General features: G+C 64.3%; 21 protein-coding genes and 1 tRNA gene. 5 read left to right on the top strand and 17 right to left on the bottom strand.

What is annotated here, in order from left to right:
• The 14 genes from HGR_RS00715 to uvrB all read right to left on the bottom strand — a co-directional run.
• On the bottom strand, nucleotides 1-1,243 hold a 1,243-nt coding region (locus HGR_RS00715), incomplete at its 3' end, for an efflux RND transporter permease subunit (RefSeq protein ID WP_006296117.1).
• A gap of 50 nt (nucleotides 1,244-1,293) precedes the next feature.
• Nucleotides 1,294-2,493, bottom strand: coding sequence for an efflux RND transporter periplasmic adaptor subunit (locus HGR_RS00720; RefSeq protein ID WP_006296118.1), 1,200 nt, complete (start codon nucleotides 2,491-2,493; stop codon nucleotides 1,294-1,296).
• Complete coding sequence (locus HGR_RS00725; RefSeq protein ID WP_006296119.1) at nucleotides 2,490-3,107, bottom strand: TetR/AcrR family transcriptional regulator; 618 nt, start codon at nucleotides 3,105-3,107, stop codon at nucleotides 2,490-2,492. Before HGR_RS00725 ends, HGR_RS00720 begins: the two co-directional genes overlap by 4 nt.
• A gap of 203 nt (nucleotides 3,108-3,310) precedes the next feature.
• Nucleotides 3,311-3,385 (bottom strand) — tRNA-Val (locus HGR_RS00730).
• A gap of 92 nt (nucleotides 3,386-3,477) precedes the next feature.
• A complete protein-coding gene (gene dnaQ, locus HGR_RS00735) occupies nucleotides 3,478-4,236 on the bottom strand; it encodes a DNA polymerase III subunit epsilon (protein WP_006296120.1) in 759 nt (252 codons plus the stop codon).
• 45 nt (nucleotides 4,237-4,281) lie between these two features.
• Entirely contained in the window at nucleotides 4,282-4,620 is a 339-nt protein-coding gene (gene fdx / locus HGR_RS00740) for an ISC system 2Fe-2S type ferredoxin (RefSeq protein ID WP_006296121.1), read from the bottom strand.
• A gap of 37 nt (nucleotides 4,621-4,657) precedes the next feature.
• Complete coding sequence (hscA, locus tag HGR_RS00745) at nucleotides 4,658-6,535, bottom strand: Fe-S protein assembly chaperone HscA (RefSeq protein ID WP_006296122.1); 1,878 nt, start codon at nucleotides 6,533-6,535, stop codon at nucleotides 4,658-4,660.
• Between the two features lie 17 nt (nucleotides 6,536-6,552).
• Nucleotides 6,553-7,074 (bottom strand): Fe-S protein assembly co-chaperone HscB, encoded by a 522-nt coding sequence (gene hscB, locus HGR_RS00750; RefSeq protein ID WP_006296123.1) that lies wholly within the window; start codon nucleotides 7,072-7,074, stop codon nucleotides 6,553-6,555.
• Nucleotides 7,075-7,093: 19 nt separating this feature from the next.
• Nucleotides 7,094-7,417, bottom strand: coding sequence for an iron-sulfur cluster assembly protein IscA (gene iscA / locus HGR_RS00755; protein ID WP_006296124.1), 324 nt, complete (start codon nucleotides 7,415-7,417; stop codon nucleotides 7,094-7,096).
• Nucleotides 7,418-7,508: 91 nt separating this feature from the next.
• The gene (gene iscU, locus HGR_RS00760; protein WP_006296125.1) at nucleotides 7,509-7,904 is read right to left on the bottom strand and encodes a Fe-S cluster assembly scaffold IscU; all 396 of its coding nucleotides are present in this window, start codon (nucleotides 7,902-7,904) and stop codon (nucleotides 7,509-7,511) included.
• Between the two features lie 104 nt (nucleotides 7,905-8,008).
• Complete coding sequence (locus HGR_RS00765) at nucleotides 8,009-9,229, bottom strand: IscS subfamily cysteine desulfurase (RefSeq protein ID WP_039851872.1); 1,221 nt, start codon at nucleotides 9,227-9,229, stop codon at nucleotides 8,009-8,011.
• Nucleotides 9,230-9,284: 55 nt separating this feature from the next.
• Entirely contained in the window at nucleotides 9,285-9,821 is a 537-nt protein-coding gene (gene iscR, locus HGR_RS00770) for a Fe-S cluster assembly transcriptional regulator IscR (RefSeq protein ID WP_006296127.1), read from the bottom strand.
• 159 nt (nucleotides 9,822-9,980) lie between these two features.
• The gene (locus HGR_RS00775; RefSeq protein ID WP_050797349.1) at nucleotides 9,981-10,550 is read right to left on the bottom strand and encodes a histidine phosphatase family protein; all 570 of its coding nucleotides are present in this window, start codon (nucleotides 10,548-10,550) and stop codon (nucleotides 9,981-9,983) included.
• Between the two features lie 67 nt (nucleotides 10,551-10,617).
• On the bottom strand, nucleotides 10,618-12,750 hold the full coding sequence (gene uvrB, locus HGR_RS00780) for an excinuclease ABC subunit UvrB (protein WP_006296129.1): 2,133 nt from the start codon (nucleotides 12,748-12,750) through the stop codon (nucleotides 10,618-10,620).
• Nucleotides 12,751-12,881: 131 nt separating this feature from the next.
• On the opposite strand from uvrB, the gene HGR_RS00785 reads away from it, so the two are divergent.
• Complete coding sequence (locus tag HGR_RS00785; protein ID WP_006296130.1) at nucleotides 12,882-14,078, top strand: amino acid aminotransferase; 1,197 nt, start codon at nucleotides 12,882-12,884, stop codon at nucleotides 14,076-14,078.
• A 91-nt stretch (nucleotides 14,079-14,169) separates the two neighbouring features.
• On the opposite strand, the gene HGR_RS16660 is transcribed toward HGR_RS00785, so the two are convergent.
• Both HGR_RS16660 and ygiD read right to left on the bottom strand, forming a co-directional pair.
• Nucleotides 14,170-16,578: a bifunctional diguanylate cyclase/phosphodiesterase gene (locus HGR_RS16660; RefSeq protein ID WP_169312660.1), complete on the bottom strand. Its 2,409-nt coding sequence runs from the start codon at nucleotides 16,576-16,578 to the stop codon at nucleotides 14,170-14,172.
• Between the two features lie 97 nt (nucleotides 16,579-16,675).
• Nucleotides 16,676-17,542, bottom strand: a complete 867-nt coding sequence (gene ygiD, locus HGR_RS00795) for a 4,5-DOPA-extradiol-dioxygenase (protein ID WP_006296132.1) — start codon at nucleotides 17,540-17,542, stop codon at nucleotides 16,676-16,678.
• 75 nt (nucleotides 17,543-17,617) lie between these two features.
• On the opposite strand from ygiD, the gene HGR_RS00800 reads away from it, so the two are divergent.
• The 4 genes from HGR_RS00800 to HGR_RS00815 are packed head-to-tail and all read left to right on the top strand — an operon-like array spanning nucleotide 17,618 to nucleotide 21,549.
• Nucleotides 17,618-18,937: a polyhydroxyalkanoate depolymerase gene (locus HGR_RS00800; protein WP_006296133.1), complete on the top strand. Its 1,320-nt coding sequence runs from the start codon at nucleotides 17,618-17,620 to the stop codon at nucleotides 18,935-18,937.
• 38 nt (nucleotides 18,938-18,975) lie between these two features.
• Nucleotides 18,976-19,749: an RnfABCDGE type electron transport complex subunit B gene (locus tag HGR_RS00805; protein WP_272941477.1), complete on the top strand. Its 774-nt coding sequence runs from the start codon at nucleotides 18,976-18,978 to the stop codon at nucleotides 19,747-19,749.
• Entirely contained in the window at nucleotides 19,746-20,852 is a 1,107-nt protein-coding gene (locus HGR_RS00810) for an AbrB family transcriptional regulator (RefSeq protein ID WP_006296135.1), read from the top strand. The genes HGR_RS00805 and HGR_RS00810 overlap by 4 nt, the downstream gene beginning before the upstream one ends.
• Nucleotides 20,853-20,856: 4 nt before the next feature.
• Nucleotides 20,857-21,549 carry a LysE family translocator gene (locus HGR_RS00815; RefSeq protein ID WP_006296136.1) on the top strand — a complete coding sequence of 231 codons (693 nt, stop codon included), beginning with the start codon at nucleotides 20,857-20,859 and terminating at the stop codon, nucleotides 21,547-21,549.
• A 66-nt stretch (nucleotides 21,550-21,615) separates the two neighbouring features.
• Here the strand turns inward: HGR_RS00815 and HGR_RS00820 are convergent.
• Nucleotides 21,616-22,480, bottom strand: an 865-nt coding sequence (locus HGR_RS00820) for a methyl-accepting chemotaxis protein (RefSeq protein WP_039851876.1), incomplete at its 5' end; no start/stop codon positions are given.

Below are 22,480 nucleotides of genomic sequence, written 5' to 3' on the forward strand. Positions count from 1 at the left end.
CGTTCTCCACCACCACGATGGCGTCGTCCACCACGATGCCGATGGCCAACACCATCGCGAACAAGGTGAGCACGTTGATGGAGTAGCCCAGCACATACAGACCCAGGGCCGCGCCGACCAGGGAGATCGGCACCACGATGGTCGGAATCAGCGTGGCGCGCCAGTTCTCCAGGAACAGGTACATCACGATGAACACCAGAACGACGGCTTCGATCAGGGTCTTGATCACTTCCTGGATCGAGACATCGATGAAAGGCGTGGTGTCATAGGGCACTTCCCAGGTCATGCCCTTGGGAAGGAAGCGGCCCAAGTCTTCCATGCGCGCGCGCACGGCCTTGGCCGTGTCTAGGGCGTTCGCGCCCGGCGCGACCTTGATGCCCACGCCCGCGGCGGACTTGCCGTCGATGCGGGCGAAGACGGAGTAATCCTGCGCGCCGAGTTCCACGCGCGCGACATCGCGCACGCGCACCAGCGAGCCGTCGGACTGCGCGCGCACCACAACATCACCGAATTCCTTGGGGGTGCTGAGGCGGCCACGGGTGATGACCGAAGCGGCGTATTCCATGCCCGCGGGTGCGGGCGGCTGATTGACCTCGCCCACGGCCAGCAGCACGTTCTGAGCGCGCACGGCGGCGATCACATCACTGGGGCTGAGCTTGTAGGACGCCAGTTTGTCCGGGTCCACCCAAAGGCGCATGGAGTACTCGGAGCCAAACAGCTGAGCCTCACCGACACCCGGCACACGGCGGATTTCGTCCAGCACATTGCTGGCCGCGTAGCTGGCCAAGTCCACGCTGCTGCGGCTGCCGTCGGGCGAGTACAGCATGACGAACATCAGGTAGTTGCGCCGCGTCTTGGTGACGTTCACCCCCAGACGTTTCACCTCGTCAGGCAGCCGCGCCTCGACCCGCTTGATGCGGTTCTGGGCCTCGACCGATGCCACTTCGATGTCGGTGCCGGTCTGAAAGGTCAGGTTGATGGTGCCGGTGCTCTGCTCCGAGGACGAGTCCATGTAGAGCAGTCCCTCGATGCCGTTCATCTCCTGCTCGATGAGCGAGACCACGGTGTTCTCGACCACCTGGGCCGAGGCGCCAGGATAGGTCACATTGATGGCCAGCGCGGGTGGCGCGACCTCGGGGTACTGGGCCACGGGCAGTTGGCGCAGCGCCAAGGCGCCGGCCAGCATGACCACCAGCGCCAGCACCCAGGCGAAAACCGGTCGATTGACGAAAAAACGAGCCATGTCGATTTCCTTGTTCTGTGCTCTGCTTCAGCTTGAGCGCGCCAGGGCGCTCAGCGGCTCTGTCCGGGTGTCGCGCCATTCGGCGCTTGCGCGGTCGCGCCGGCGGCTGGAGCCGGGTTCCAGATCACAGGCTTGACGGTGCTGCCGGGCGGGGCCTTCATGTGGCCTTCCACCATGACTTGCTCGCCACCGGCCAAACCACCCGTGACGGTCCAGCTGCTGCCGTTCATGCCGCCCAACTGAACGGGGCGCGGCGCCACCTTGCCGTCGGCCCCCACCACCATCACGATGGCGCCATTCGGCGTGATCATCACCGCGCGTTGCGGCAAGGTGATGAGCTTGTCAGCCCGTGCCTGCGGGTAACGCACGCGCACGAACATGCCGGGCAAAAGTTCCCGCTTGGGGTTCGGGAACTCCGCTCGCATGGAGACCGAGCCCGTGTTCGGGTCCACCGCGAGGTCCGAGAACAGCAACTTGCCGGGCAGCGCATAGGTGCTGCCGTTCTCCAGGACCAGCTCCATGCGGCGGGTTTCGGCTTCTTTCCAGCGGCCGCTGTTGATGGCCTCGCGCAAGGCCAGCAATTCGGCACTGCTCTGCGTGAAGTTCACGTAGATGGGATCGATCTGTTCGATGGTGGCCAGTTGCGTGGCCTCGCCTCGACCCACCAGCGCGCCCTCGGTGACCAAGGAACGACCGATGCGGCCCGAGATGGCGGCGGGAACAGTCGTGTTTTCCAGATCCATCTCGGCGCGCGCCAAGGCCGCTTCGGCCTGGCGCAGACGCGCTTCGGCGCTGTCCAGTTCCTGCTGACTCACGGCCTTGATCTCCACCAAGGGTCGATAGCGGTTGACCACGGCCTGCGCCGCGATCAAGTCAGCCTTGGCCGCGGCAAAGGTTGTCTTGTAGGTGCGCGCGTCGATTCGGTACAACGGCATGCCCGCCTTCACCTCGGAGCCTTCGTTGAAGAGACGCTCCTCAACGATGCCTTCCACACGGGCACGGACTTCCGCCGTGCGCCAGGCTTGCAAACGTCCGGGCAGCTCCTTGGTCAGCAGGGCCTCGCCAGGACTGGCGATCACGACGGACACTTCCATCGGGGGCATGGCCGGCGGCCCGCCCGCGCTGGCGCCCGCGGTGGCTTCGGATTTGCCGCAGGCCGCGAGGAACACGGGCAAGGAAATGACCAGCGCCATGGCCACGGCACGCGGCACGGACGACAGGGCGGAAAGACGGAAAGCTGGGGCGTTCATGTCAGGTCCTTCTCAGGGATGGGATGAATGGGGGAATCAAGGGGAGCGGCTTTCGCGTCAGGAGCGAAAGCACGCATGAAAACGTCCACGATCTGGGAGGGAGAGAGTTGAGACTCGTGCAGGGGCTTGCCCATCAGTCGGCCGCGGTGCACGCCCATCAGCAGACTGATCAACACTTCGGCTGCGAACTCGGCGGGCTCCGCCCGCAATTCCCCGCGTTCCATGCCCACCTGCAGCAGGCGAACCAAGCGGTTTTGTGCCACTTGCCACGACTCATGCATGGTGTGCGCTAATTCGGGGAAACGCTGCAGCTCAGCCATCATCACGCGGTGAAAAGCCAAGCCTTCCTCGCTCAGCACTCGGCTCTCAAAGGTCTCCACGAAGCGCAGGAGATCCAGGCGCACCGAACCCGAACTGCTGGCCGCATCGACCACCAGCGTCGTGCACATGCCGGTGAAAGCCTCGCGAAACAAGCCCTCTTTGCTGCCAAAGTGGTGGTAAAGGGTCTGTTTGACGACGCCCGCGCGGCGGGCAATGTCATCCACGCTGGCGGCGTACCCCTTTTCGCTGAAGGTATCCAGCGCGGCTTGGAGGATACGCGCTCGCGTATCCATACGGGTTTCTTCTGACATCCCAAAATCATACTGGACTGTCTAGTCCAATTCAGACTAGACTCACAAGTCCATTTCAGGATGAAGGATATTGCTCCGCTGAACGAAAAAGCCTCGGGACTTGATAAACCAAGTCATCACGCATGCAGAGCAAGGCGCAAAAGCAAAAAAGGCCACGACCGAGGTCGTGACCTTTTTGCTGTGCATGGTGGGCGATACATGGATCGAACATGTGACCCCTGCAGTGTGAATGCAGTGCTCTACCGCTGAGCTAATCGCCCGGAATTTTTCTTGATTCTTGTGCCGCGACCCTGAACCTTGCGGTGTTGGAGGCTTCCGACAACTCACACAGAAAGAAAAACTCGCTGTGTTCTCAAGAGACCGAGATTATGCCATAACTTGAATGCGCATCTTGCGCTGAAGCCGCGTCAACGCGCTGAAGCCACACGGTCTTGCCACCGCAGGCCTTGTCGATCTGGGCGAGCACGTCACCGTGTGCGGCCAGTTCCTGCTCCGACGCATGCAGCACGGGCAAGTCAAAGCGGGACAGATCGATGCGTTCGAAACCGGCACCTGCCTGCTCCACCGCATCCCCTGCGTCAATCAGCAGGGCGTCCTGTCCGCGCGTCATATTGATGTAGACGTCGGCCAGCAGTTCGGCATCCAGCAAGGCGCCGTGCAAGGTACGCCCCGAGTTGTCCACGCCCAAACGATCACAGAGCGCGTCCAATGAATTGCGCTTGCCCGGGTAGAGCTCCTTGGCCATGGCCAAGGTGTCGGTGATGCCACCCACAAAGGTATGCAAGGCTGGCTTGCCGATCAGTTCCAGCTCCTTGTTCAGGAAGCCAACATCGAAGGCTGCGTTGTGGATGATGAGTTCCGCGCCCTGAAGATAGGCCAGGATTTCCTGAGCCACCTCAGCGAACTTGGGCTTGTCGCGCAGAAACTCGTTGCTGATGCCGTGCACCCGCAAGGCATCCTCGTGGCTATCACGCCCGGGGTTGAAGTAGAAGTGCAGGTTGTTGCCGCTGAGCTTGCGGTTCAACAACTCCACGCAACCCAGTTCGATGATGCGATCGCCGCCTTCGGCGGACAGACCCGTGGTTTCGGTGTCGAGAACGATTTGTCGCATGGGCTCGATGATAAGGACCCGGGCGATCACGCCCGAATCGCTGACTCAGTGCTTTTCCTTGGCGTGGTTGATCGAGTACTTGGGGATCTCGACCACGAGATTGTCCCGCGCCACGATGGCTTGGCAGCTCAGGCGCGACTGCGGAGTCAGGCCCCAGGCACGGTCGAGCAGGTCCTCCTCGTTCTCATCGAGTTCGTTGAGCGAGTTGAAGCCCTCGCGAACGATGACGTGGCAGGTCGTGCAAGCGCAGCTCATGTCACACGCATGCTCGATGGCGATGTGGTTGTCAAGCAGCACCTCGCAGATCGAGTCACCAGGTTGAGCCTGTATCTCGGCGCCCTCGGGGGCGTACTCGGGATGCGGCAGGACTTTGATCACGGGCATGGGATGGATTCTTTCAGACGGCTTGGAAGGCGGCCACTCAGACCGATTCGATGTTCTTACCAGACAGCGCCTTTTGGATGCCTCGGTTCATGCGCAGGGCGGCGAACGCCTCCGTGCCCTTGGCCAAAGCCTCGGTCGCGGCGTCGATGGCCTTGGCATCCTCAGCCACCCGCAGGGCCTCCAGCGACCTCATCAAGCCATCCATCGCCGCGCGCTCTTGGGTCGTGAGCAAGTCGCCATCGGCAGACAGCGCGCTTCGCGTGGCCAACAGCATGCGGTCGGCCTCGACGCGGGCCTCGGCCAGCGCCCTCGCCTGCATGTCCTGCTGGGCGGTGGCAAAGCTCTCCTGCAGCATCCGCGCAATCTGCTCGTCCCCCAGGCCGTAGCTGGGTTTGACCTGAATGCTGGCTTCCACGCCACTGGTCTGCTCACGCGCAGCCACGCTCAGCAAGCCATCCGCATCGACCGTGAACGTCACGCGGATGCGCGCGGCCCCGGCCGCCATCGGCGGAATGCCGCGCAGCGTGAAGCGGGCCAGGCTGCGGCAATCGGCCACGAGGTCACGCTCACCCTGCACCACGTGAAGGGCCAAGGCGGTTTGCCCATCCTGGTAGGTGGTGAAGTCCTGGGCCATCGCGGTGGGGATGGTGGTGTTGCGCGGCACGATGCGTTCGACCAGCCCACCCATGGTTTCAATCCCCAGGGACAAGGGGATGACGTCCAGCAGGAGCAGATCGCCCGCTGGGTTATTGCCCGCCAACTGGTTGGCCTGGATGGCCGCGCCCAAAGCAACCACCTCATCAGGATTGAGATTGGTCAGCGGCGTCTTGCCAAACAATTCGCCAACGACTCGCTGGATCACGGGCATGCGGGTGGAGCCACCCACCATCACCACGCCTTGCACCTCCTCGACGCGCAGCTTGGCGTCGCGCAAGGCCTTGCGCACCGCGGTCAAGGTGCGCGTGGTCAGGGCGGAGGTGCAGGCCTCGAACTGGTCACGATTCAGGGAAAGGTCGGCGCTGCCACTGGAGAGTTCAATCTCCGCGGTCACGATCTCGTCGTCCGACAACGCTTCCTTGGCGGCCCGAGCCTCGGCCAACAAATACGCGCGGTCTTCGGGAGTATCGGCGCTGAGTCCGGTTTCGGCCAGCATCAAGTCGGCCAGGGCGCGGTCATAGTCGTCCCCTCCCAGGGCCGAGTCGCCGCCGGTGGCGATGACTTCGAACACGCCCTGACTCAAGCGCAGGATGGAAATATCGAAGGTGCCGCCGCCCAAGTCGTACACCGCGTACACGCCCTCGCTGGCGTTGTCGAGACCGTAAGCGATGGCGGCAGCCGTCGGCTCGTTGATCAGCCGCAGCACGTTCAGCCCTGCCAGTTGCGCCGCGTCCTTGGTGGCTTGGCGCTGGGCGTCGTCGAAATAAGCTGGCACGGTGATGACGGCGCCGTGCAGTTCGCTGTCAAACGTGTCTTCCGCGCGCTGGCGCAGCGTGGCGAGGATTTCAGCGCTGACTTCCACTGGGCTCTTCTCGCCCGCGATGGTGCGGATGCGCACCATGCCAGGTGCGCTCGAGGCATCGCCCTGCCCGCCTCCGGTCAAGGCGTACGGGAGCTTGCCGGGTTCCGGTATGTCAGCCAAAGCGCGCCCCATCAGGCGCTTGACGGAAGCGATGGTGTTGCCAGGATCGTGGATTTGCTGTTCACGCGCGGAGTGACCGATCTGACGGCCATCCTGTAGGTAGCGCACCACCGAGGGCAGGATGACGCGACCTTGGGTGTCGGGCAGACATTCCGCGACGCCATTGCGCACGGCGGCGACCAGGGAATGGGTGGTGCCAAGGTCTATGCCCACCGCGATGCGCCGTTGGTGCGGATCGGGGGCTTGACCGGGTTCTGATATCTGCAGCAGGGCCATGTTCTTTTTATGCTTGCTCAGCTTTCCATGCTTTCGTAGCGGGCTTCAACGTCCTGGGCAAAACGCTCGATGAACATCAAGGACCGCACCTGCGCAACGGCGCCGGCGTGATCGCCCTTCTCATCCAGCAACCAATCGAAGGACGACAGCGCGCGCGCGCGCGCGGCCCCCACCTCTTCGCTCAAGGCATTCAGCGCATCCACATCCTCGGCTTCTTCCAGAGCCTCGCGCCAGGCCATCTGCTGCATCAAGAACTCCGCCGGCATGGCGGTGTTGTCTTCGGCCTTCACGGAAACGCCGTTCAGCTCGCAAAGGTAAGCCGCGCGTCGCATCGGATCCTTGAGGCGCTGGTAGGCCTCATTGATACGCACCGACCACTGCATGGCCACACGCTGGGCCGCCGGCCCCTGCGCGGCGAATTTGTCGGGATGCGCCTCGCGCTGCAGGTCTTTCCAGCGGGCATCGATCGCGCCGCGGTCCTGCGCGAACTGCCGCGGCAGACCGAACAGCTCGAAATCGTCAGACTGAAGTGTTGCCACAAAAACCGAACACGCGCACTCAGACGCGGAACGACTCGCCACAACCACAACGGTCACGCTCGTTCGGGTTGTTGAACTTAAAACCTTCGTTCAGGCCCTCGCGCACGTAATCGAGCTGCGTGCCATCGATGTAGGAGAGACTCTTGGGATCGATCAGCACCTTGACGCCATGTCCCTCGAACACGATGTCCTCGGGCGCGACGTCATCCACGTACTCCAGCTTGTAAGCCAAACCAGAGCAACCCGTGGTCTTCACGCCCAGGCGCACACCCACGCCCTTGCCACGCTTGCTGAGATAGCGACTCACGTGGCGGGCGGCGGATTCAGTCAAAGTAACTGCCATATCAATCTTCCAGGTCCTCACCCTGCTTGCCGGAACGACAGCGCACGCGCCCGAGGGACGATGCGCGTTGTCCTGGGGTGGGCATCAATGTTCAGGCCGTGATCTGTGCGTGCTTCTTGCGGTAGTCGTCCACCGCCGCCTTGATCGCGTCCTCGGCCAGGATGGAGCAGTGCACCTTCACGGGCGGCAGGGCCAGCTCCTCGGCGATCTGGCTGTTCTTGAGCGCGGCCGCTTCGTCCAAGGTCTTGCCCTTGACCCATTCCGTCACGAGCGAGCTGGAGGCGATCGCGGAGCCGCAGCCGTAGGTCTTGAAACGGGCATCCTCGATCACACCGGTCGCAGGGTTGACCTTGATCTGGAGTTTCATCACGTCGCCGCAGGCGGGCGCGCCCACCATGCCCGTGCCGATCGTGTCGTCGCCCTTGTCGAAGGAGCCGACGTTGCGCGGGTTTTCGTAGTGGTCGATGACCTTGTCAGAGTAAGCCATATCGTTTCCTTTCTCTCTATATCGGGAACGCCGCGGAGCCGGCTTTGCCGGGCCGCTGGCGTTGTCCCCTTGAGGGGAAGCGGCGCCAGCCGCTCAGGGGTGCATCAATGAGCCGCCCACTGGATCGTGCTCAAGTCAACGCCGTCCTTGAACATTTCCCACAGCGGACTGAGTTCGCGCAGTTTCGCGACGTTGTGCTTGATGGTCGTGATCGCATAGTCAATCTCTTCATCGGTCGTGAAACGACCAATGGTCATGCGCAGGCTGCTGTGCGCCAGTTCGTCGCTGCGGCCCAGCGCGCGCAGCACGTAGCTGGGCTCCAGGCTGGCCGAAGTACAGGCCGAGCCGGACGACACGGCCAGGCCCTTGATGCCCATGATCAGCGATTCGCCCTCGACGAAGTTGAAGCTCATGTTCAGGTTCTGCGGCACGCGACGCTCAAGGTTGCCGTTGATATACACCTGCTCGATATCCTTGAGACCGTCGAGCAGACGCTGTTGCAGGCGACGCGCCTTCTCCAAATCCTGGGCCATCTCCAGCTTGGCGATGCGAAAGGCCTCGCCCATGCCCACGATCTGGTGCGTGGGCAGCGTCCCCGAACGCATGCCGCGCTCATGACCACCCCCATGCATCTGCGCTTCAATGCGCACGCGCGGCTTGCGGCGCACGTACAGGGCGCCAATGCCCTTGGGGCCGTAAGTTTTGTGGGCCGTCATGCTCATCAGGTCGATGGGCAGCTTGGCCATATCGATCTCGACGCGACCCGTGGCCTGGGCGGCGTCCACGTGCAACAGGATGCCCTTTTCGCGGCAAAGCGCGCCGATCGCAGGAATGTCCTGGATCACACCGATCTCGTTGTTCACGAAGAGGACGCTGATCAGGATGGTGTCCGGACGGATGGCGGCCTTGAGCGCGTCGAGGTCCAGCAGACCATCTTCCTTGACGTCCATGTAGGTGACGTCAAAGCCCTGGCGCTCGAGTTCGCGCATGGTGTCGAGCACGGCCTTGTGCTCGGTCTTGAGCGTGATGAGGTGCTTGCCCTTGTCCTTGTAGAACTGGGCTGCGCCCTTGAGCGCAAGGTTGATCGATTCGGTCGCACCCGAGGTCCAGACGATTTCACGGGGGTCGGCGCCGATCAGCTCAGCCACATGACCACGGGCCTTTTCGACGGCCTCTTCCGCCTCCCAACCCCAGGCGTGACTGCGCGAAGCCGGGTTGCCGAAATGCTCGCGCAGCCAGGGGATCATCGCGTCCACGACGCGCGGGTCCACCGGCGTGGTGGCACCGTAGTCCATGTAGATCGGAAAATGAGGCGTCATGTCCATGGCTATGTACTCAATGTCTTGTATCGCGTGAATCTACTCAAGGAAGGCGGGCACTTCAGGGTTTGAATGCGTTGCCCAGCGCGAACACCGAATTCGGTGCATTCACGCGCACGGGCTTGACCACGGGCGCGACCGAAATGGCGCGCTTGATCGCGGGCTTGTCCTCCACCACCAGGCCCTTGGCCAGTTGCTCGTCCACCAGCTTCTGCAGCGTGACGGAATCCAGGAACTCGACCATGCGGGTGTTGAGTGCCGACCACAGCTCGTGGGTCATGCAACGGCCACCATCACCACCCTGGCAGTTTTCCTTGCCGCCGCATTGGGTGGCATCAATGGGTTCGTCCACCGACAAAATGATGTCGGCGACGGTGACGTCGGCCGCCTTGCGAGCCAGGGTGTAGCCCCCTCCTGGTCCACGGGTAGACTCAACCAGTTCATGGCGGCGCAACTTGCCAAACAGCTGTTCAAGGTAGGACAGGGAAATCTGCTGCCGCTGGCTGATGGCCGCCAGCGTCACGGGGCCGTTGCTCTGGCGCAGGGCCAGGTCAATCATGGCGGTGACCGCAAAACGGCCTTTGGTCGTGAGGCGCATGGCAAGCTCCTTTCCAGTCCGGTGTTCGTCCTGTGTTCCAATCGGTCCCGGAGCGGCATGCTGACGCACGCAATGTCCGAGTAAGGAACTCAAGTATACCAAAAGACCCGCTACCCCGCTCGGGATAAGGGTCTTTTCCTGGTTACCGCCCGCGCACCCCTACCGCAGGCTCAAACGCCCCGCCACGCTGAATCCGTCCGGTCCCGGTGTCAGGATCACCATTTCCGACGTGGCCGGTGTAACCCCCAGCAAGGCGCTGATGGTGGATCCGTGCGTGAACATGAAAACATTGCCAGGCGCCCCTGAGGATGTCCGGGCCGCATCGGCCACCAAACGCTTGAGGGCCCGCGTCTGCGCCGGCTCCCGCTCCGGACGATCGAACAGATTGCCGAGCTCCTCACTGACTTGCGGCATGCGCTCGAAAGCAAGACGCGCGGTCTCGACGCACCGGCACCAAGGACTCGACAGAAGGCGCCGGGCAGACACCCCTTGACGCCGCAGCGTCGCGCCCAGCAACTGGGCATCGCGGCGCCCCTCCTCGCTCAGGTTGCGCTGGGTGGCGCAGTCATCCAGCCGCATGCCCGATGGATCGCCAACGCCCGGGGTGGTCTGCGCATGACGCACCAAGACGATCTGCCCACCCTGGCGCAGCAGCGACCACAGCGCCTCGTCGGTGGCTGCACGCGCCAACACCGGCGAGGCCAGCCCGGCGATGACGAGCGTCGCCAAGCTTCGTCGCACAACGGGGGAGACACTCATGAGCACGCCTTGCACCTGATGCGCATGCCGCCAGCCACTAGACCGGATGGTCCGGCACGGCGGCGCCGAAGGCCCGCGCCTTGAGCAGGGTGAGCTGATCGCGCGTTTTCGCCGCCTGCTCGAACTCCAGATTCTTCGCGTGCTCCAGCATTTGCTTCTCGAGGCGCTTGATCTCGCGGGCGATGTCTTTCTCGCTCATGTCCTCGACCTGAGCACGGGCCATCGCCTCCCTTTCGAGACGCTCGCTCTCGCGCCCCGCTTTCTCGCTGTACACACCGTCGATCAGGTCACGCACCTGCTTGACGATGGCGCGCGGGGTGATGCCATGTTCGGTGTTGTGGGCCAGTTGCTTGGCACGGCGACGCTCGGTCTCACCCAGGGCCCGCTTCATCGAATCGGTGATGCGATCAGCGTACAGGATGGCCTTGCCGCGCAGGTTGCGCGCGGCCCGGCCTATGGTCTGGATCAGGCTGCGCTCGGAGCGCAGAAAGCCCTCCTTGTCGGCATCCAAGATGGCCACGAGTGACACCTCGGGGATGTCCAGGCCCTCGCGCAGCAGGTTGATGCCCACCAGCACGTCGAAGCTGCCCAGCCGCAGGTCACGCAGGATCTCGACGCGCTCCACCGTGTCCACGTCGCTGTGCAGGTAACGCACCTTGACGCCGTTTTCGGTCAGGTAGTCGGTCAGCTGTTCGGCCATGCGCTTGGTCAGCACGGTGATCAGCACGCGCTCGTGGCGCTCGACGCGCAGGCGGATCTCCTGCAGCACGTCGTCCACTTGGTGCAAGGCGGGGCGCACCTCGACCTCCGGATCGATCAGGCCCGTGGGTCGCACCAATTGCTCCACGACCGCGCCCGTGTGGGTCTTTTCCCAGTCGCCGGGCGTCGCGGAGACGAAGATGGCCTGCCGCATCTTGGTCTCGAACTCCTCGAACTTGAGCGGCCGGTTGTCCAAGGCCGAGGGCAGGCGGAACCCGTATTCGACCAGCGTGGTCTTGCGCGCCCGGTCGCCGTTGTACATGCCGCCGAGCTGCCCGATCATCACGTGGCTCTCGTCCAGGAACATCAGTGCATCCCGGGGCAGGTAGTCGGTCAAGGTCGGAGGCGGATCACCAGGCCGGGCGCCGGACAAGTGGCGGGTGTAGTTCTCGATGCCCTTGCAATGCCCCACCTCGCTGAGCATTTCCAGATCGAAGCGGGTGCGCTGCTCCAGACGCTGGGCTTCGACCAGCTTACCCGCGTCCACGAATTCCTTCACGCGATCAACCAGCTCGACCTTGATGGTCTCCACGGCCTTGAGCACCTGTTCGCGCGGGGTCACGTAATGGCTGCTCGGATACACCGTGAAGCGCGAGATTTTTTGCTTGATGCGTCCGGTCAAGGGGTCGAAGAGCTGCAGATTCTCGATTTCATCGTCGAACAGCTCGATGCGCAGCGCCAGCTCGGAATGCTCCGCGGGAAAGACATCGACCGTGTCGCCCCGCACGCGGAACGTGCCGCGTGAAAAGTCCATGTCGTTGCGCTGGTACTGCATGCGCACCAACTGCGCGATCACATCACGCTGCCCCAGCTTGTCGCCGGCACGCAGCGTCAGGATCATCTGGTGGTAATCCTCGGGTTTACCGATACCGTAAATGGCGCTGACCGTGGCGACGATCACCACGTCTCGCCGCTCCAACAAGCTCTTGGTGCAAGACAGGCGCAGCTGCTCGATGTGCTCGTTGATCGCGCTGTCCTTCTCGATGAAGAGGTCGCGCTGCGGCACATAGGCCTCGGGCTGGTAGTAGTCGTAGTAGCTGACGAAGTACTCGACCGCGTTGCGCGGAAAGAACTCGCGGAACTCGCTGTAGAGCTGGGCAGCCAGAGTCTTGTTCGGCGCGAAGATGATCGCGGGCCGCCCCAGACGGGCGATCACGTTGGCCATGGTGTAAGTCTTGCCCGAGCCCGTCACACCCAGCAGGGTCTGAAACACTTCGCCATCGTTCACGCCCTCGACCAGGCGGTTGATCGCCTCCGGCTGATCGCCCGAAGGCGGATAGGGCTGAAAAAGCTCGAATGGCGAGCCTGGAAACGAGACAAACTGGCCCGCAGCGCTCTCGACGGGCGTGGCCAGCGCGCCCGCTTCGGCGGAATCGGGCAGGACGGCAGGGGCGGAAGGCGTGGCGGACATGGTGCGGATGACGGGTGGGAGTCGCCCAGTAAAATCCGGGCTTGCATTGGGCAATTGGCAAGAATACGCCATTCCTCAATCCCCCAAACCCGGTCTTCCCTCTCCTCTCTCACCACCCCTCAAGGAGTCTTATGTCTCTCTTCTCCGCCGTCGAGATGGCGCCGCGTGATCCCATCCTGGGTCTGAATGAACAGTACGCGGCCGACGCCAATCCGAACAAGGTCAATCTCGGCGTGGGCGTGTATTACGACGACAACGGCAAGTTGCCCCTGCTGCAGTGCGTGCAGGCGGCGGAAAAGGCGCTGATGGACAAGCCCGCCGCGCGCGGCTACCTGCCCATCGACGGCATCGCGGCCTACGACGCCGCGGTCAAGAGCCTGGTCTTCGGCACGGACAGCGAACCCGTCAAGAGCGGTCGCGTCGCGACCGTGCAAGGCCTGGGCGGCACCGGCGGCCTGAAGATTGGCGCGGACTTCCTGAAAAAACTCAACCCCCAGGCCAAGGTGCTGATCTCCGACCCGAGCTGGGAAAACCACCGTGCCCTGTTCACCCAAGCCGGCTTCGAGGTGGGCAGCTACCGGTATTACGACGCGGTCAAGCGCGGCATCAACTTCGACGGCATGCTGGCCGACCTGAAGGCCGCTGCGCCGGGCACCGTGGTCGTGCTGCACGCCTGCTGCCACAACCCCACGGGCTACGACATCACGCCAGCGCAATGGGACCAGGTCATCGCCACCGTCAAGGCGGGCCAGCTGACGCCATTCCTGGACATGGCCTACCAGGGCTTTGGCGCGGGTCTGGCGGAAGATGGCGCGGTCATTGGCAAGTTCGTCGCGGCGGGGCTGCTGTTCTTCGTTTCGACCAGTTTCTCCAAGAGCTTCAGCCTCTATGGCGAACGCGTGGGTGCCCTCTCCGTGCTGGCTGGCAGCAAGGAAGAAGCTGACCGCGTGCTCTCGCAGCTCAAGATCATGATCCGCACCAACTACAGCAACCCGCCCACGCACGGTGGCGCGGTGGTGGCCGCGGTGCTGAACAACCCTGAGCTGCGCGCCTTGTGGGAAAAGGAACTGGGCGAGATGCGCCAGCGCATCAAGCTGATGCGCCAAAAGCTGGTGGACGGTCTCAAGGCCGCTGGCGTCAAGCAGGACATGAGCTTCATCACCCAGCAAGTCGGCATGTTCAGCTACTCTGGCCTGTCGAAGGAGCAGATGGTGCGCCTGCGCGGTGAGTTCGGCGTCTACGGCACGGACACGGGCCGCATGTGCGTGGCCGCGCTCAACAGCAAGAACGTGGACTATGTCTGCAAGGCCATCGCTCAGGTGATCTGAGACCAGGCGGCCCGTTGCGGTCCACCCACGCAAAAGCCGCCCTCGGGCGGCTTTTTGTCTTGCGGGCTCAAGCCGCGACTCAATCCGGGTGTCAATCGGCGCGGGCGTTCTGCTCGCGCAGGTAGCACTCGAATTCCTGGACCGGCATGGGCCGAGCAAAGTAATAACCCTGCGCCTCGTCGCAGCCAAAGGCGCGCAGGCGCGACAGCATCTCGTCAGTTTCGACGCCCTCGGCGATAGTGGACAGGCCCAGACTGCGGGCCATCTGGATGATGGCGCGCACGATGGCGGCGTCGTCGGCATCCACGGCCAGATCGCGGACGAAAGAACGGTCGATCTTGAGCTTGTCGATCTCGAAACGCTTGAGGTAAGACAGGCTGGAGTACCCCGTGCCGAAATCGTCGATGGAGAAACGCACGCCCTGCTGCTTGAGCCGGCGCACCGTGGCCAGCACGCCTTCGGACTCGTGGATCAGGATGGACTCGGTCAGCTCCAGTTCCAGCCACTCGGAAGGCAGGCCCGCGGCCTCCAGCACGGCCAGCACGGTCTGCTCCACGTCACCGCGCCTGAACTGCACGGCCGAGAGGTTGACCGCCATCACGAGGGACGGCAGACCCGCCCGGCGCCACGCGGCGGCCTGACGGCAAGCTTCGTGCATGACCCAGGCGCCCAACGGGATGATGAGCCCGCTCTCCTCGGCCGCGGGGATGAAGCGGGCTGGCAGCACCAGGCCGCGCTCGGGGTGGTTCCAGCGCACCAGCGCCTCGGCACCGACCACGCGCCCGGTGGCCAGTTCGATCTGCGGCTGGTAGTGCAGCACGAATTCCGAGCGCTCGAGGGCATGCCGCAGATCGCTGCGCAAGGCCAGTTGCTCCACCGCCTCGACGTTCATTTGCTCGTCGAAATAGCGGTAGGTATTGCGCCCCGCGTCCTTGGCGCGGTACATGGCCATGTCGGCCTTCTTCAGCAGGGTATCGAAATCTCGGCCATCGTCCGGGTAGATGGACACGCCGATGGACACCGACGTCGACAACTCCCGGTTCTCGACACGCACCGGCTCATGCAGGCGCTCCAGCACCTTGAGCAACACCGGCGCGGTGTCGTCCGCGCTCGAGATGTCGGACAGCAGCACGAGGAACTCGTCCCCGCCCAATCGGCTGATGGTGTCGCTGTCGCGCACGCAACCTCCCAGGCGCACGGCGATCTGTTGCAGCAGTGCGTCGCCCACGCCGTGGCCCAGTGAATCGTTGATGGTCTTGAACCCGTCCAGATCGAGGAAGAGCAAGGCCAGTTTCACGGTCTCGCGGTCGGCCCTGGACTTGGCCTGCGCGAAACGATCTTGAGCCAGCACACGGTTGGGTAATCCGGTGAGCGTGTCGTGATGCGCCAGGTATTCCATCTGACGCTCCGCCTTCTTGCGCCAGAGGATCAATTCATTGAAGTCATCCAACAAGGACCCAATCTCGTCCTTGCGCTCGATCGGCAAGGGGGCGAAGGGCTCACGCCCCTCGGTCATGCGCCGGATGCGGGCGCCGGCCACATCGATCGGTGCCCATTGGCGCCGCAGGATTTGGTACAGCGCCCACCCCACGACCACGGACAAAAGAAACGCGGCCAAGTAGACCTGCCACCGCAGGGCATCAATGGAGGCAAACGCCTCCTGGGTCGGCACTCCGGCCACCACCAGCCAACCCGTGGTCTTCATGCGGCGACTGACCGAGAAGGACTCGACGCCCAAGGAGGTGACCGACACCCCCGGACCGTCATAACCCTGCTCCAGGCGACGATCCAGCAAGGGATTCACACCCTTGGCGGGCATAGGCTGCATGACACGCGGTTGTTCCGTGGCGGAGACGATCAGGTTGTGCTGGGGCGCCATCACGACGAAGCTGCCGGACTGACCGAGCTTGATGGACTCCAGCTTGCCAAACAGATGGTTGTCTCCGGGGTACATGGCGGCGGCCAGCATCCCGACCGTGCGCCCCGCGGCGTTTTTCAAGGGTTGCGTGATGAAGACGACCGGTTTATGGGCCACCTGCCCGAGTCGGGGCTCGCTGATGATCGGCTCGCCGGTGCGCAAGGTCTCCAGGAAATAGGAACTGTTGGTGATCAATCCGCCCAAGCGCCCCGGCAGCGGAATCTGCTCGCCCACGATGACGCCGTCCGCGTTGGCGACGAACACGCCGGTCGGAAAGATGCTCAAGGGCATCCTCTTGTGTTGGAGGTACGCGGAAAGCGCCGATGGAGACGCCAGCAAGGCGGGCGTGATGCCCGAGGCGATCAGGGCCATGCTGTCATGACGCAGCTGGATCTTGCTGTCCAGGTCGGTGGTGACGTACTCGACGGTCGTGGACAGCTGAGCCGCCAGCATCTGCTCGAGCTCGGTTTGCATGACCCCGGTCACCCGCACCGCCAGCAACCAGAGCCCAGAGACCACCAGCGGCAAAATCGTTAGCAGGAGCCGAGCCTTGAGACTCAGGTTTTTGAAGAGGTGGACCATGGTCGCCATCCGGTTCCCACGATCTTATACGGCAGGCAGGCGGGTTTCATCCCTGTCGCAACCCCTTACAACCGGACCAGGCCCGGCGAGGCACGCGTCAGACGCCACGGCTCCAGATGACCGAGCGCATGGAAATCGAGGCCATCTGAATACCCGCATTGAAAAACTCGACCTGGTCCAGGCGCGCATCGGCGGCGCCTGCCGCGTACAACAGCGGCAGGAAATGCTCATGCGTGGGCTGTGACAGTCGGGCAACATCCCCCAACTGCTGGAAATTGGCGAGCGCCGCCAATTCGCCCACTTCGATGCGGCGGGCGATTTCCGCATCGAACGCGCGGGCCCAGTCGTACGCGCCACTGTCGTCGCTGGCACCCCAGCGGGCGGCACGCAGGTTGTGCACGATGTTGCCGCTGCCCACGATCAGCACACCACGCTCGCGCAGGGCGGCCAGCCGGGCACCCAGGGCGAAATGGTCCGCGGGTGAGCGGTGGTAATCCATGCTGAGCTGCACCATGGGGATGTCAGCGGCCGGGAACATGGGCTTGAGCACGCCCCAGCTGCCGTGGTCAAAGCCCCAGCCCTGCTCACCCACGCTGTCATCCACGCCAACGGCCCAGTCATCGCCCAACCAGTCGGCGATGGCGCGCGCGGCGTCGGGCGCCCCGGGCGCAGGGTACTGCTGCGCGAACAGCTCGGCGGGAAACCCGCCAAAGTCGTGGATGGTGCGCGGGCGTGCCTGGCCCGTGAGCCACCAACCCTCGGACAGCCAGTGCGCCGATATGCACACGATGAGGCGGGGACGCGGCCAGCGACCACCCGAGCCAAAGTCGGCGCCCAGGGCCTGCCAGCTGCGCCGGTAGGCGTTGTCCTCGATCACGTTCATCGGACTGCCGTGACCGATGAAAAGCACGGGCATGGCGACATCGGTGGCCTCCAAGGCAAGGCCGGGGATGAAAATGGACATGGTGTTCAGGGTTCCCAACTGATATATTGCACCGCAGCATACCCAAAGCGCCAGTCCGGCGCAGGAGTGGTCTTTATGCTTTATCAACTCTACGAAGCTCAGCGCTCCTTGATGGAGCCTTTCGCCGACCTGGCCAGTGTGATGGCCCGGAGCTTCAACAACCCCCTGCTGCCCCTGGCCCATCTGCCACAGGCTCAGCGCTTGGCGGCCGGTTACGCCCTGCTGCACCGATTGGGCAAGGACTATGAAAAGCCCGAATTCGGTATCCGGACGGTGCCCGTGGACAGCGTGGACATCGCCATCCACGAGCGCGTGGAAATGGAGCTGCCTTTCTGCCAGTTGCGCCGCTTCAAGCGTTTCTCGGACGACACGGCCACGCTGGCCAAGCTCAAGGGACAGCCCGTGGTGCTGATCGTTGCCCCGCTGTCAGGCCACTACGCCACGCTGCTGCGCGACACCGTGCGCACCATGCTGCGGGATCACAAGGTCTACGTCACCGACTGGAAGAACGCGCGCACCGTGCCGCTGTCCGAGGGCGAGTTCCATCTGGACGACTACATCAACTACGTCCAGGCTTTCATCCGCTACCTGCAGGGCGGCTACGGCAATTGCCATGTGATGAGCGTCTGCCAGCCCACGGTGCCGGTGTTGGCGGCGGTGTCCCTGATGGCGAGCAAGGGCGAGCGCCTTCCCTTGTCCATGACCATGATGGGTGGCCCCATCGACGCGCGCAGGTCCCCGACCGCCGTGAACAACCTGGCGATGACCAAGAGCTACGAATGGTTCGAGAACAACGTGATCTATCGCGTGCCCAGCAGCTTTCCTGGCGCGGGGCGACGGGTCTACCCCGGCTTTCTGCAGCACGCGGGTTTCGTGGCCATGAACCCGGAACACCACGCCAAGAGCCACTACGACTACTTTGAGCACCTGCTCAAGGGCGATGACGCCAGCGCCGAGGCCCACCGCACCTTCTACGACGAGTACAACGCCGTGCTCGACATGGATGCGGACTATTACCTGGAAACCATCCAAACCGTGTTCCAGGATTTCAAGCTGGTGAACGGAACCTGGGACGTGAAGGACAGCGACGGTCAGATCCGCCGGGTGCGCCCCCAAGACATCCGGGACACCGCCCTGCTGTCGGTGGAAGGCGAGCTGGACGACATCTCGGGCGCAGGTCAGACCCAGGCCGTGCATGCCCTGTGCACCGGCGTGCCCGAAGCGCGCAAGCACCACTACGAAGCCCAGGGCGCGGGGCACTACGGCATCTTCTCGGGACGGCGCTGGCGCGAGAAGGTCTACCCCACCGTGCGCGAATTCATCCTCGCGCACAACGCCCCCACCAAGCCATCGGGCGGCCGGGCCGCCAAAAGCACCGAGCCCAGCCCCAGCTGAAGCAGACAGGCCACCGTGGCGTGGCGCAAGCGGCCCTCATCAGCGGGGCACCGATAATCGGCGCCATGGTTGCCCCCGTCGCCGACACCTTGGCTCAGCTGATCCTCGATGCACTGCCGCAGACGCAGTGCCAACGCTGCGGCTACCCGGACTGCGCGGCTTATGCACAAGCCATCGCCAAGGAGGGGGCGGCGATCAACCGCTGTCCGCCTGGCGGTGCCGAGGGAGTCCGCCGGCTCGCCGCGCTGACGCGGCAACCCGTCCAGGCCCTTGACCCAGCCTGCGGCAGCGAGGGGCCGATGACGGTGGCCGTGATCGATGAAGACTGGTGCATCGGCTGCACGCTGTGCCTCAAGGCCTGCCCGACCGACGCCATCCTGGGCGGCAACAAGCACATGCACACGGTCATCGACGCGTACTGCACCGGCTGCGAGCTGTGCATCCCGGTCTGCCCAGTGGACTGCATCCACATGGAGCCCGTGGTCCATGATGTCGGCGCAACGGGGCCCGTGCCCACCGGGTGGGCCGCTTGGACCGCCGACCAGGCGGCGACGGCACGCCAGCGTTACGACTTCCACCAAATGCGCCTGCAGCGCGAGGCGCAGGAAAACCAAGAAAGGCTGGCGGCCAAGGCGCGCGCCAAACTCGCCGACCTGTCCGCGCACAGCCTGCTGACCGACCCCCTCGTGCTGGAACGCAAGCGCGCCCTGATCGAAGCGGCGATGGCGGCGGCCCAGCAACGCGCCCTCAAGGGACAGCCGCCGCGCCAAGACGATCCACGCCACCCTGACGGGTCCAGCACGGGGTCATGATGCTCCGCTCGCACCTGGGCAGCTGGGCCACCCTGCTGGTTTGCTCCGGCCTGCTCGTCGCTCTGCTGGAGCTCGCGGGATTGCCGGCCGGATTCCTGCTCGGTCCCCTGCTCGCTGGCATCCTGGTGCGCAACCTGCCCACGAAGATGGACGCAAGCGAAGCACTCAAGCCCGGCCTGCACATCCCCGTGTTGGGCGTCAACCTGGCGCAAGCCGTCGTGGGCTTGTTGATCGCGCGCACGATCACGCCCGAAATCATCCACACGGTGCTGAGCCGCTGGCCCCTGTTCCTGGGCTTCACCCTGTCGACCCTGCTGTTCTCGGGCCTGCTGGGATGGTGGTTCACCCGTCTGCGCCTGGTACCGGGCACCACCGCCATCTGGGGTTTGCTGCCTGGGGGCGCGGGCGCCGTCGTGCTGATGGCGGGCGAGTACGGGGCGGATGCGCGCATCGTGGCCTTCATGCAGTACCTGCGCGTGCTGGTTGTCACGGTGCTGGCGGCGTTGATCGCCGGTGGGTCGGCGATTCCGTCAAGCCCGGTGTCCTTGTCCGGCGATGGGCTCGCCTCCATCGCGACGCCTGGCTTCGCGCAGACCGCGGTCATGATCGCCGTGGCCATCACGGCGGGTCGGCTTTCGCGCATCGCCAACGGCACGATGCTCGTGGCCATGCTGGTGGGAGCCTTGCTTCACGACACCGGCTGGATGCAGATCACTCTGCCGGCCTGGCTACTCGCCGCGAGCTTCACGGCGCTGGGCTGGAGCATCGGCCTGCGCTTCACGCCCGAGGTGCTGTCGAGCGCCCGGCGCGTCTTGCCCGCGACGGTGTTGTGCATCGTGGTCCTGATCGCGGCCTGCGGCCTGCTGGGCTGGTTGTTGGCCCGCTTGCTGGGCACCGATGCGCTGACGGCCTACCTGGCAAGCAGCCCGGGCGGCGCGGACTCGGTGGCGGTGATCGCGGCCTCATCACCCGTGAACGCACCGCTGGTCATGGCCTTCCAGACCGCGCGGCTGTTCGCCGTGATCGCCATCGGGCCCGCGATGTCCCGGTTCATCGCCGCCCGACTGGTTTCGCAGACCCCGCCCTCCACCCCGACCGATTGACACCATGTCCAGCGCCACCCTGTTGCTCTTCATCAGCTCATCCTTGCTGTTGGCGCTGACGCCGGGTCCGACCATGCTGCTCACCTTGTCGAACGGCGCGACCGCGGGCCTGCGCGTCGCGGCGTTCGGCATGCTCGGCGCCAACTTGGGGGCAGGCCTGCTGATCGCCGCGACCGGTTTGGGTCTGGGCGGTTTGTTGGCCGCCTCGGAAACCTGGTTCAACGCCCTGCGCTGGCTGGGCGTGGTGTACCTGTGCTGGATGGGCTGGCAGCTGTGGCGGACCACGCCCCAGCCGCTGCAAGACCGGCTGCAGCCGGCCTCCACCACGATGGAAACCGAGGCAACCACCGCCACGGCGCTGACGCACGACACTGGATCGGCGGCTGGCTTGACTCTGAGCCCGAAGACCGCTTTCCTGCGCAGCTTCAATGTCGCCATGTCCAACCCCAAGACGCTGCTGTTCTTTGGCGCCTTCTTGCCGCAGTTCGTTGATCCCGGCACCCCCCAGGCACCGCAGTACCTGCTGCTCGGCCTGATATTCCTGGGACTGGACACCCTGGTCATGCTGGCCTACGCCAGCGCCGGACGCCAGTTCGTGCGGCTGCTGACGCGGCGGGGGTTGATGTTGCTCAACCGTGCCTGCGCGACGGGCGTCTGGCTGCTGGCGTTGGTGCTGGCGATGTACCGCAAGAGTTGACTGCGGCGCTGAGCCGCCCCAGCAGGGGCAAGCTCCACCCACGACACACCCGGACCGAGGTGGGCCTCAGGTGACCACCAGTTCCTTGTACACGCCGCAGCCCACGTACAGGTCATCGACGCGCTGGACATACGACATCTTGGTCTGCACCTTGCCCGTGACGGGATTGGTGATGTCGTACTCCACCCAACCCGGCTCACGCTCGGCTTGGCTCACGATGGCCTGCAGCAGTCCCTGACCATCCACGCCGGGGATGTCTTGCACCCGCGTTCCCACCTTGGCTGGGTTGCCGCCGAAGGCGACGTAGTGCCCTTCGCGGTCCAGGGCGAAGATGTACATGTCCCGATCATGAAAGCCTTTCCTCGGATCGGGATCCGAGGCCGTGAGGCCCTTGGGATAGGCTTCCCGCGTGACGTGCTGGCGATAGGCGACGGCACGGCGCACGAGTGCCAGGGCTTCGTCCGCCGTGCCCTGCTGCAGGCGGAAGCTCGCCACCGCCTCGGCCAGCGTCGAAGCCCGCTCACCCAGCTTCATGGCCTGCTCGACCGCATGCTCCACCATGGACACATTGCGCTGGGTGATCTCATCGAGTTGCTGGATGGCGGCGGTGATCTGCGAGAGCGAACTGCTCTGGGCCACGCTGGAGGCCGAGATCTCGTTCATGCGATCCGAGACGCCACGGATGCCCTCCACGATGCGCCCAATGTCGCCGCCCATCGCACGGATCTGCGCCACGCTCTCGCCCACTTGCCCCGCCGATGACAGGATGAGGGCGCGAATCTCCTTGGCGGCCTCGGACGAGCGCTGAGCCAAGGTGCGCACTTCGGTGGCGACCACCGCGAAACCGCGCCCAGCCTCGCCCGCGCGCGCTGCCTCCACCGCCGCGTTCAAGGCCAGGATGTTGGTCTGGAAGGCGATGCCGTCGATCACG

This window comes from Hylemonella gracilis ATCC 19624 (assembly GCF_000211835.1).
GTDB lineage: Bacteria > Pseudomonadota > Gammaproteobacteria > Burkholderiales > Burkholderiaceae_C > Hylemonella > Hylemonella gracilis.

Coding starts and splice junctions, on each gene's coding strand:
- HGR_RS00720 (WP_006296118.1), bottom strand. CDS start 2,493: ATGAACGCCCCAGCTTTCCGTCTTTCCGCCCTGTCGTCCGTGCCGCGT.
- HGR_RS00725 (WP_006296119.1), bottom strand. CDS start 3,107: ATGGATACGCGAGCGCGTATCCTCCAAGCCGCGCTGGATACCTTCAGC.
- dnaQ (WP_006296120.1), bottom strand. CDS start 4,236: ATGCGACAAATCGTTCTCGACACCGAAACCACGGGTCTGTCCGCCGAA.
- fdx (WP_006296121.1), bottom strand. CDS start 4,620: ATGCCCGTGATCAAAGTCCTGCCGCATCCCGAGTACGCCCCCGAGGGC.
- hscA (WP_006296122.1), bottom strand. CDS start 6,535: ATGGCCCTGCTGCAGATATCAGAACCCGGTCAAGCCCCCGATCCGCAC.
- iscA (WP_006296124.1), bottom strand. CDS start 7,417: ATGGCAGTTACTTTGACTGAATCCGCCGCCCGCCACGTGAGTCGCTAT.
- iscU (WP_006296125.1), bottom strand. CDS start 7,904: ATGGCTTACTCTGACAAGGTCATCGACCACTACGAAAACCCGCGCAAC.
- HGR_RS00765 (WP_039851872.1), bottom strand. CDS start 9,229: ATGGACATGACGCCTCATTTTCCGATCTACATGGACTACGGTGCCACC.
- iscR (WP_006296127.1), bottom strand. CDS start 9,821: ATGCGCCTCACGACCAAAGGCCGTTTTGCGGTCACCGCCATGATTGAC.
- uvrB (WP_006296129.1), bottom strand. CDS start 12,750: ATGTCCGCCACGCCTTCCGCCCCTGCCGTCCTGCCCGATTCCGCCGAA.
- HGR_RS00785 (WP_006296130.1), top strand. CDS start 12,882: ATGTCTCTCTTCTCCGCCGTCGAGATGGCGCCGCGTGATCCCATCCTG.
- HGR_RS16660 (WP_169312660.1), bottom strand. CDS start 16,578: ATGGTCCACCTCTTCAAAAACCTGAGTCTCAAGGCTCGGCTCCTGCTA.
- ygiD (WP_006296132.1), bottom strand. CDS start 17,542: ATGTCCATTTTCATCCCCGGCCTTGCCTTGGAGGCCACCGATGTCGCC.
- HGR_RS00800 (WP_006296133.1), top strand. CDS start 17,618: ATGCTTTATCAACTCTACGAAGCTCAGCGCTCCTTGATGGAGCCTTTC.
- HGR_RS00810 (WP_006296135.1), top strand. CDS start 19,746: ATGATGCTCCGCTCGCACCTGGGCAGCTGGGCCACCCTGCTGGTTTGC.
- HGR_RS00815 (WP_006296136.1), top strand. CDS start 20,857: ATGTCCAGCGCCACCCTGTTGCTCTTCATCAGCTCATCCTTGCTGTTG.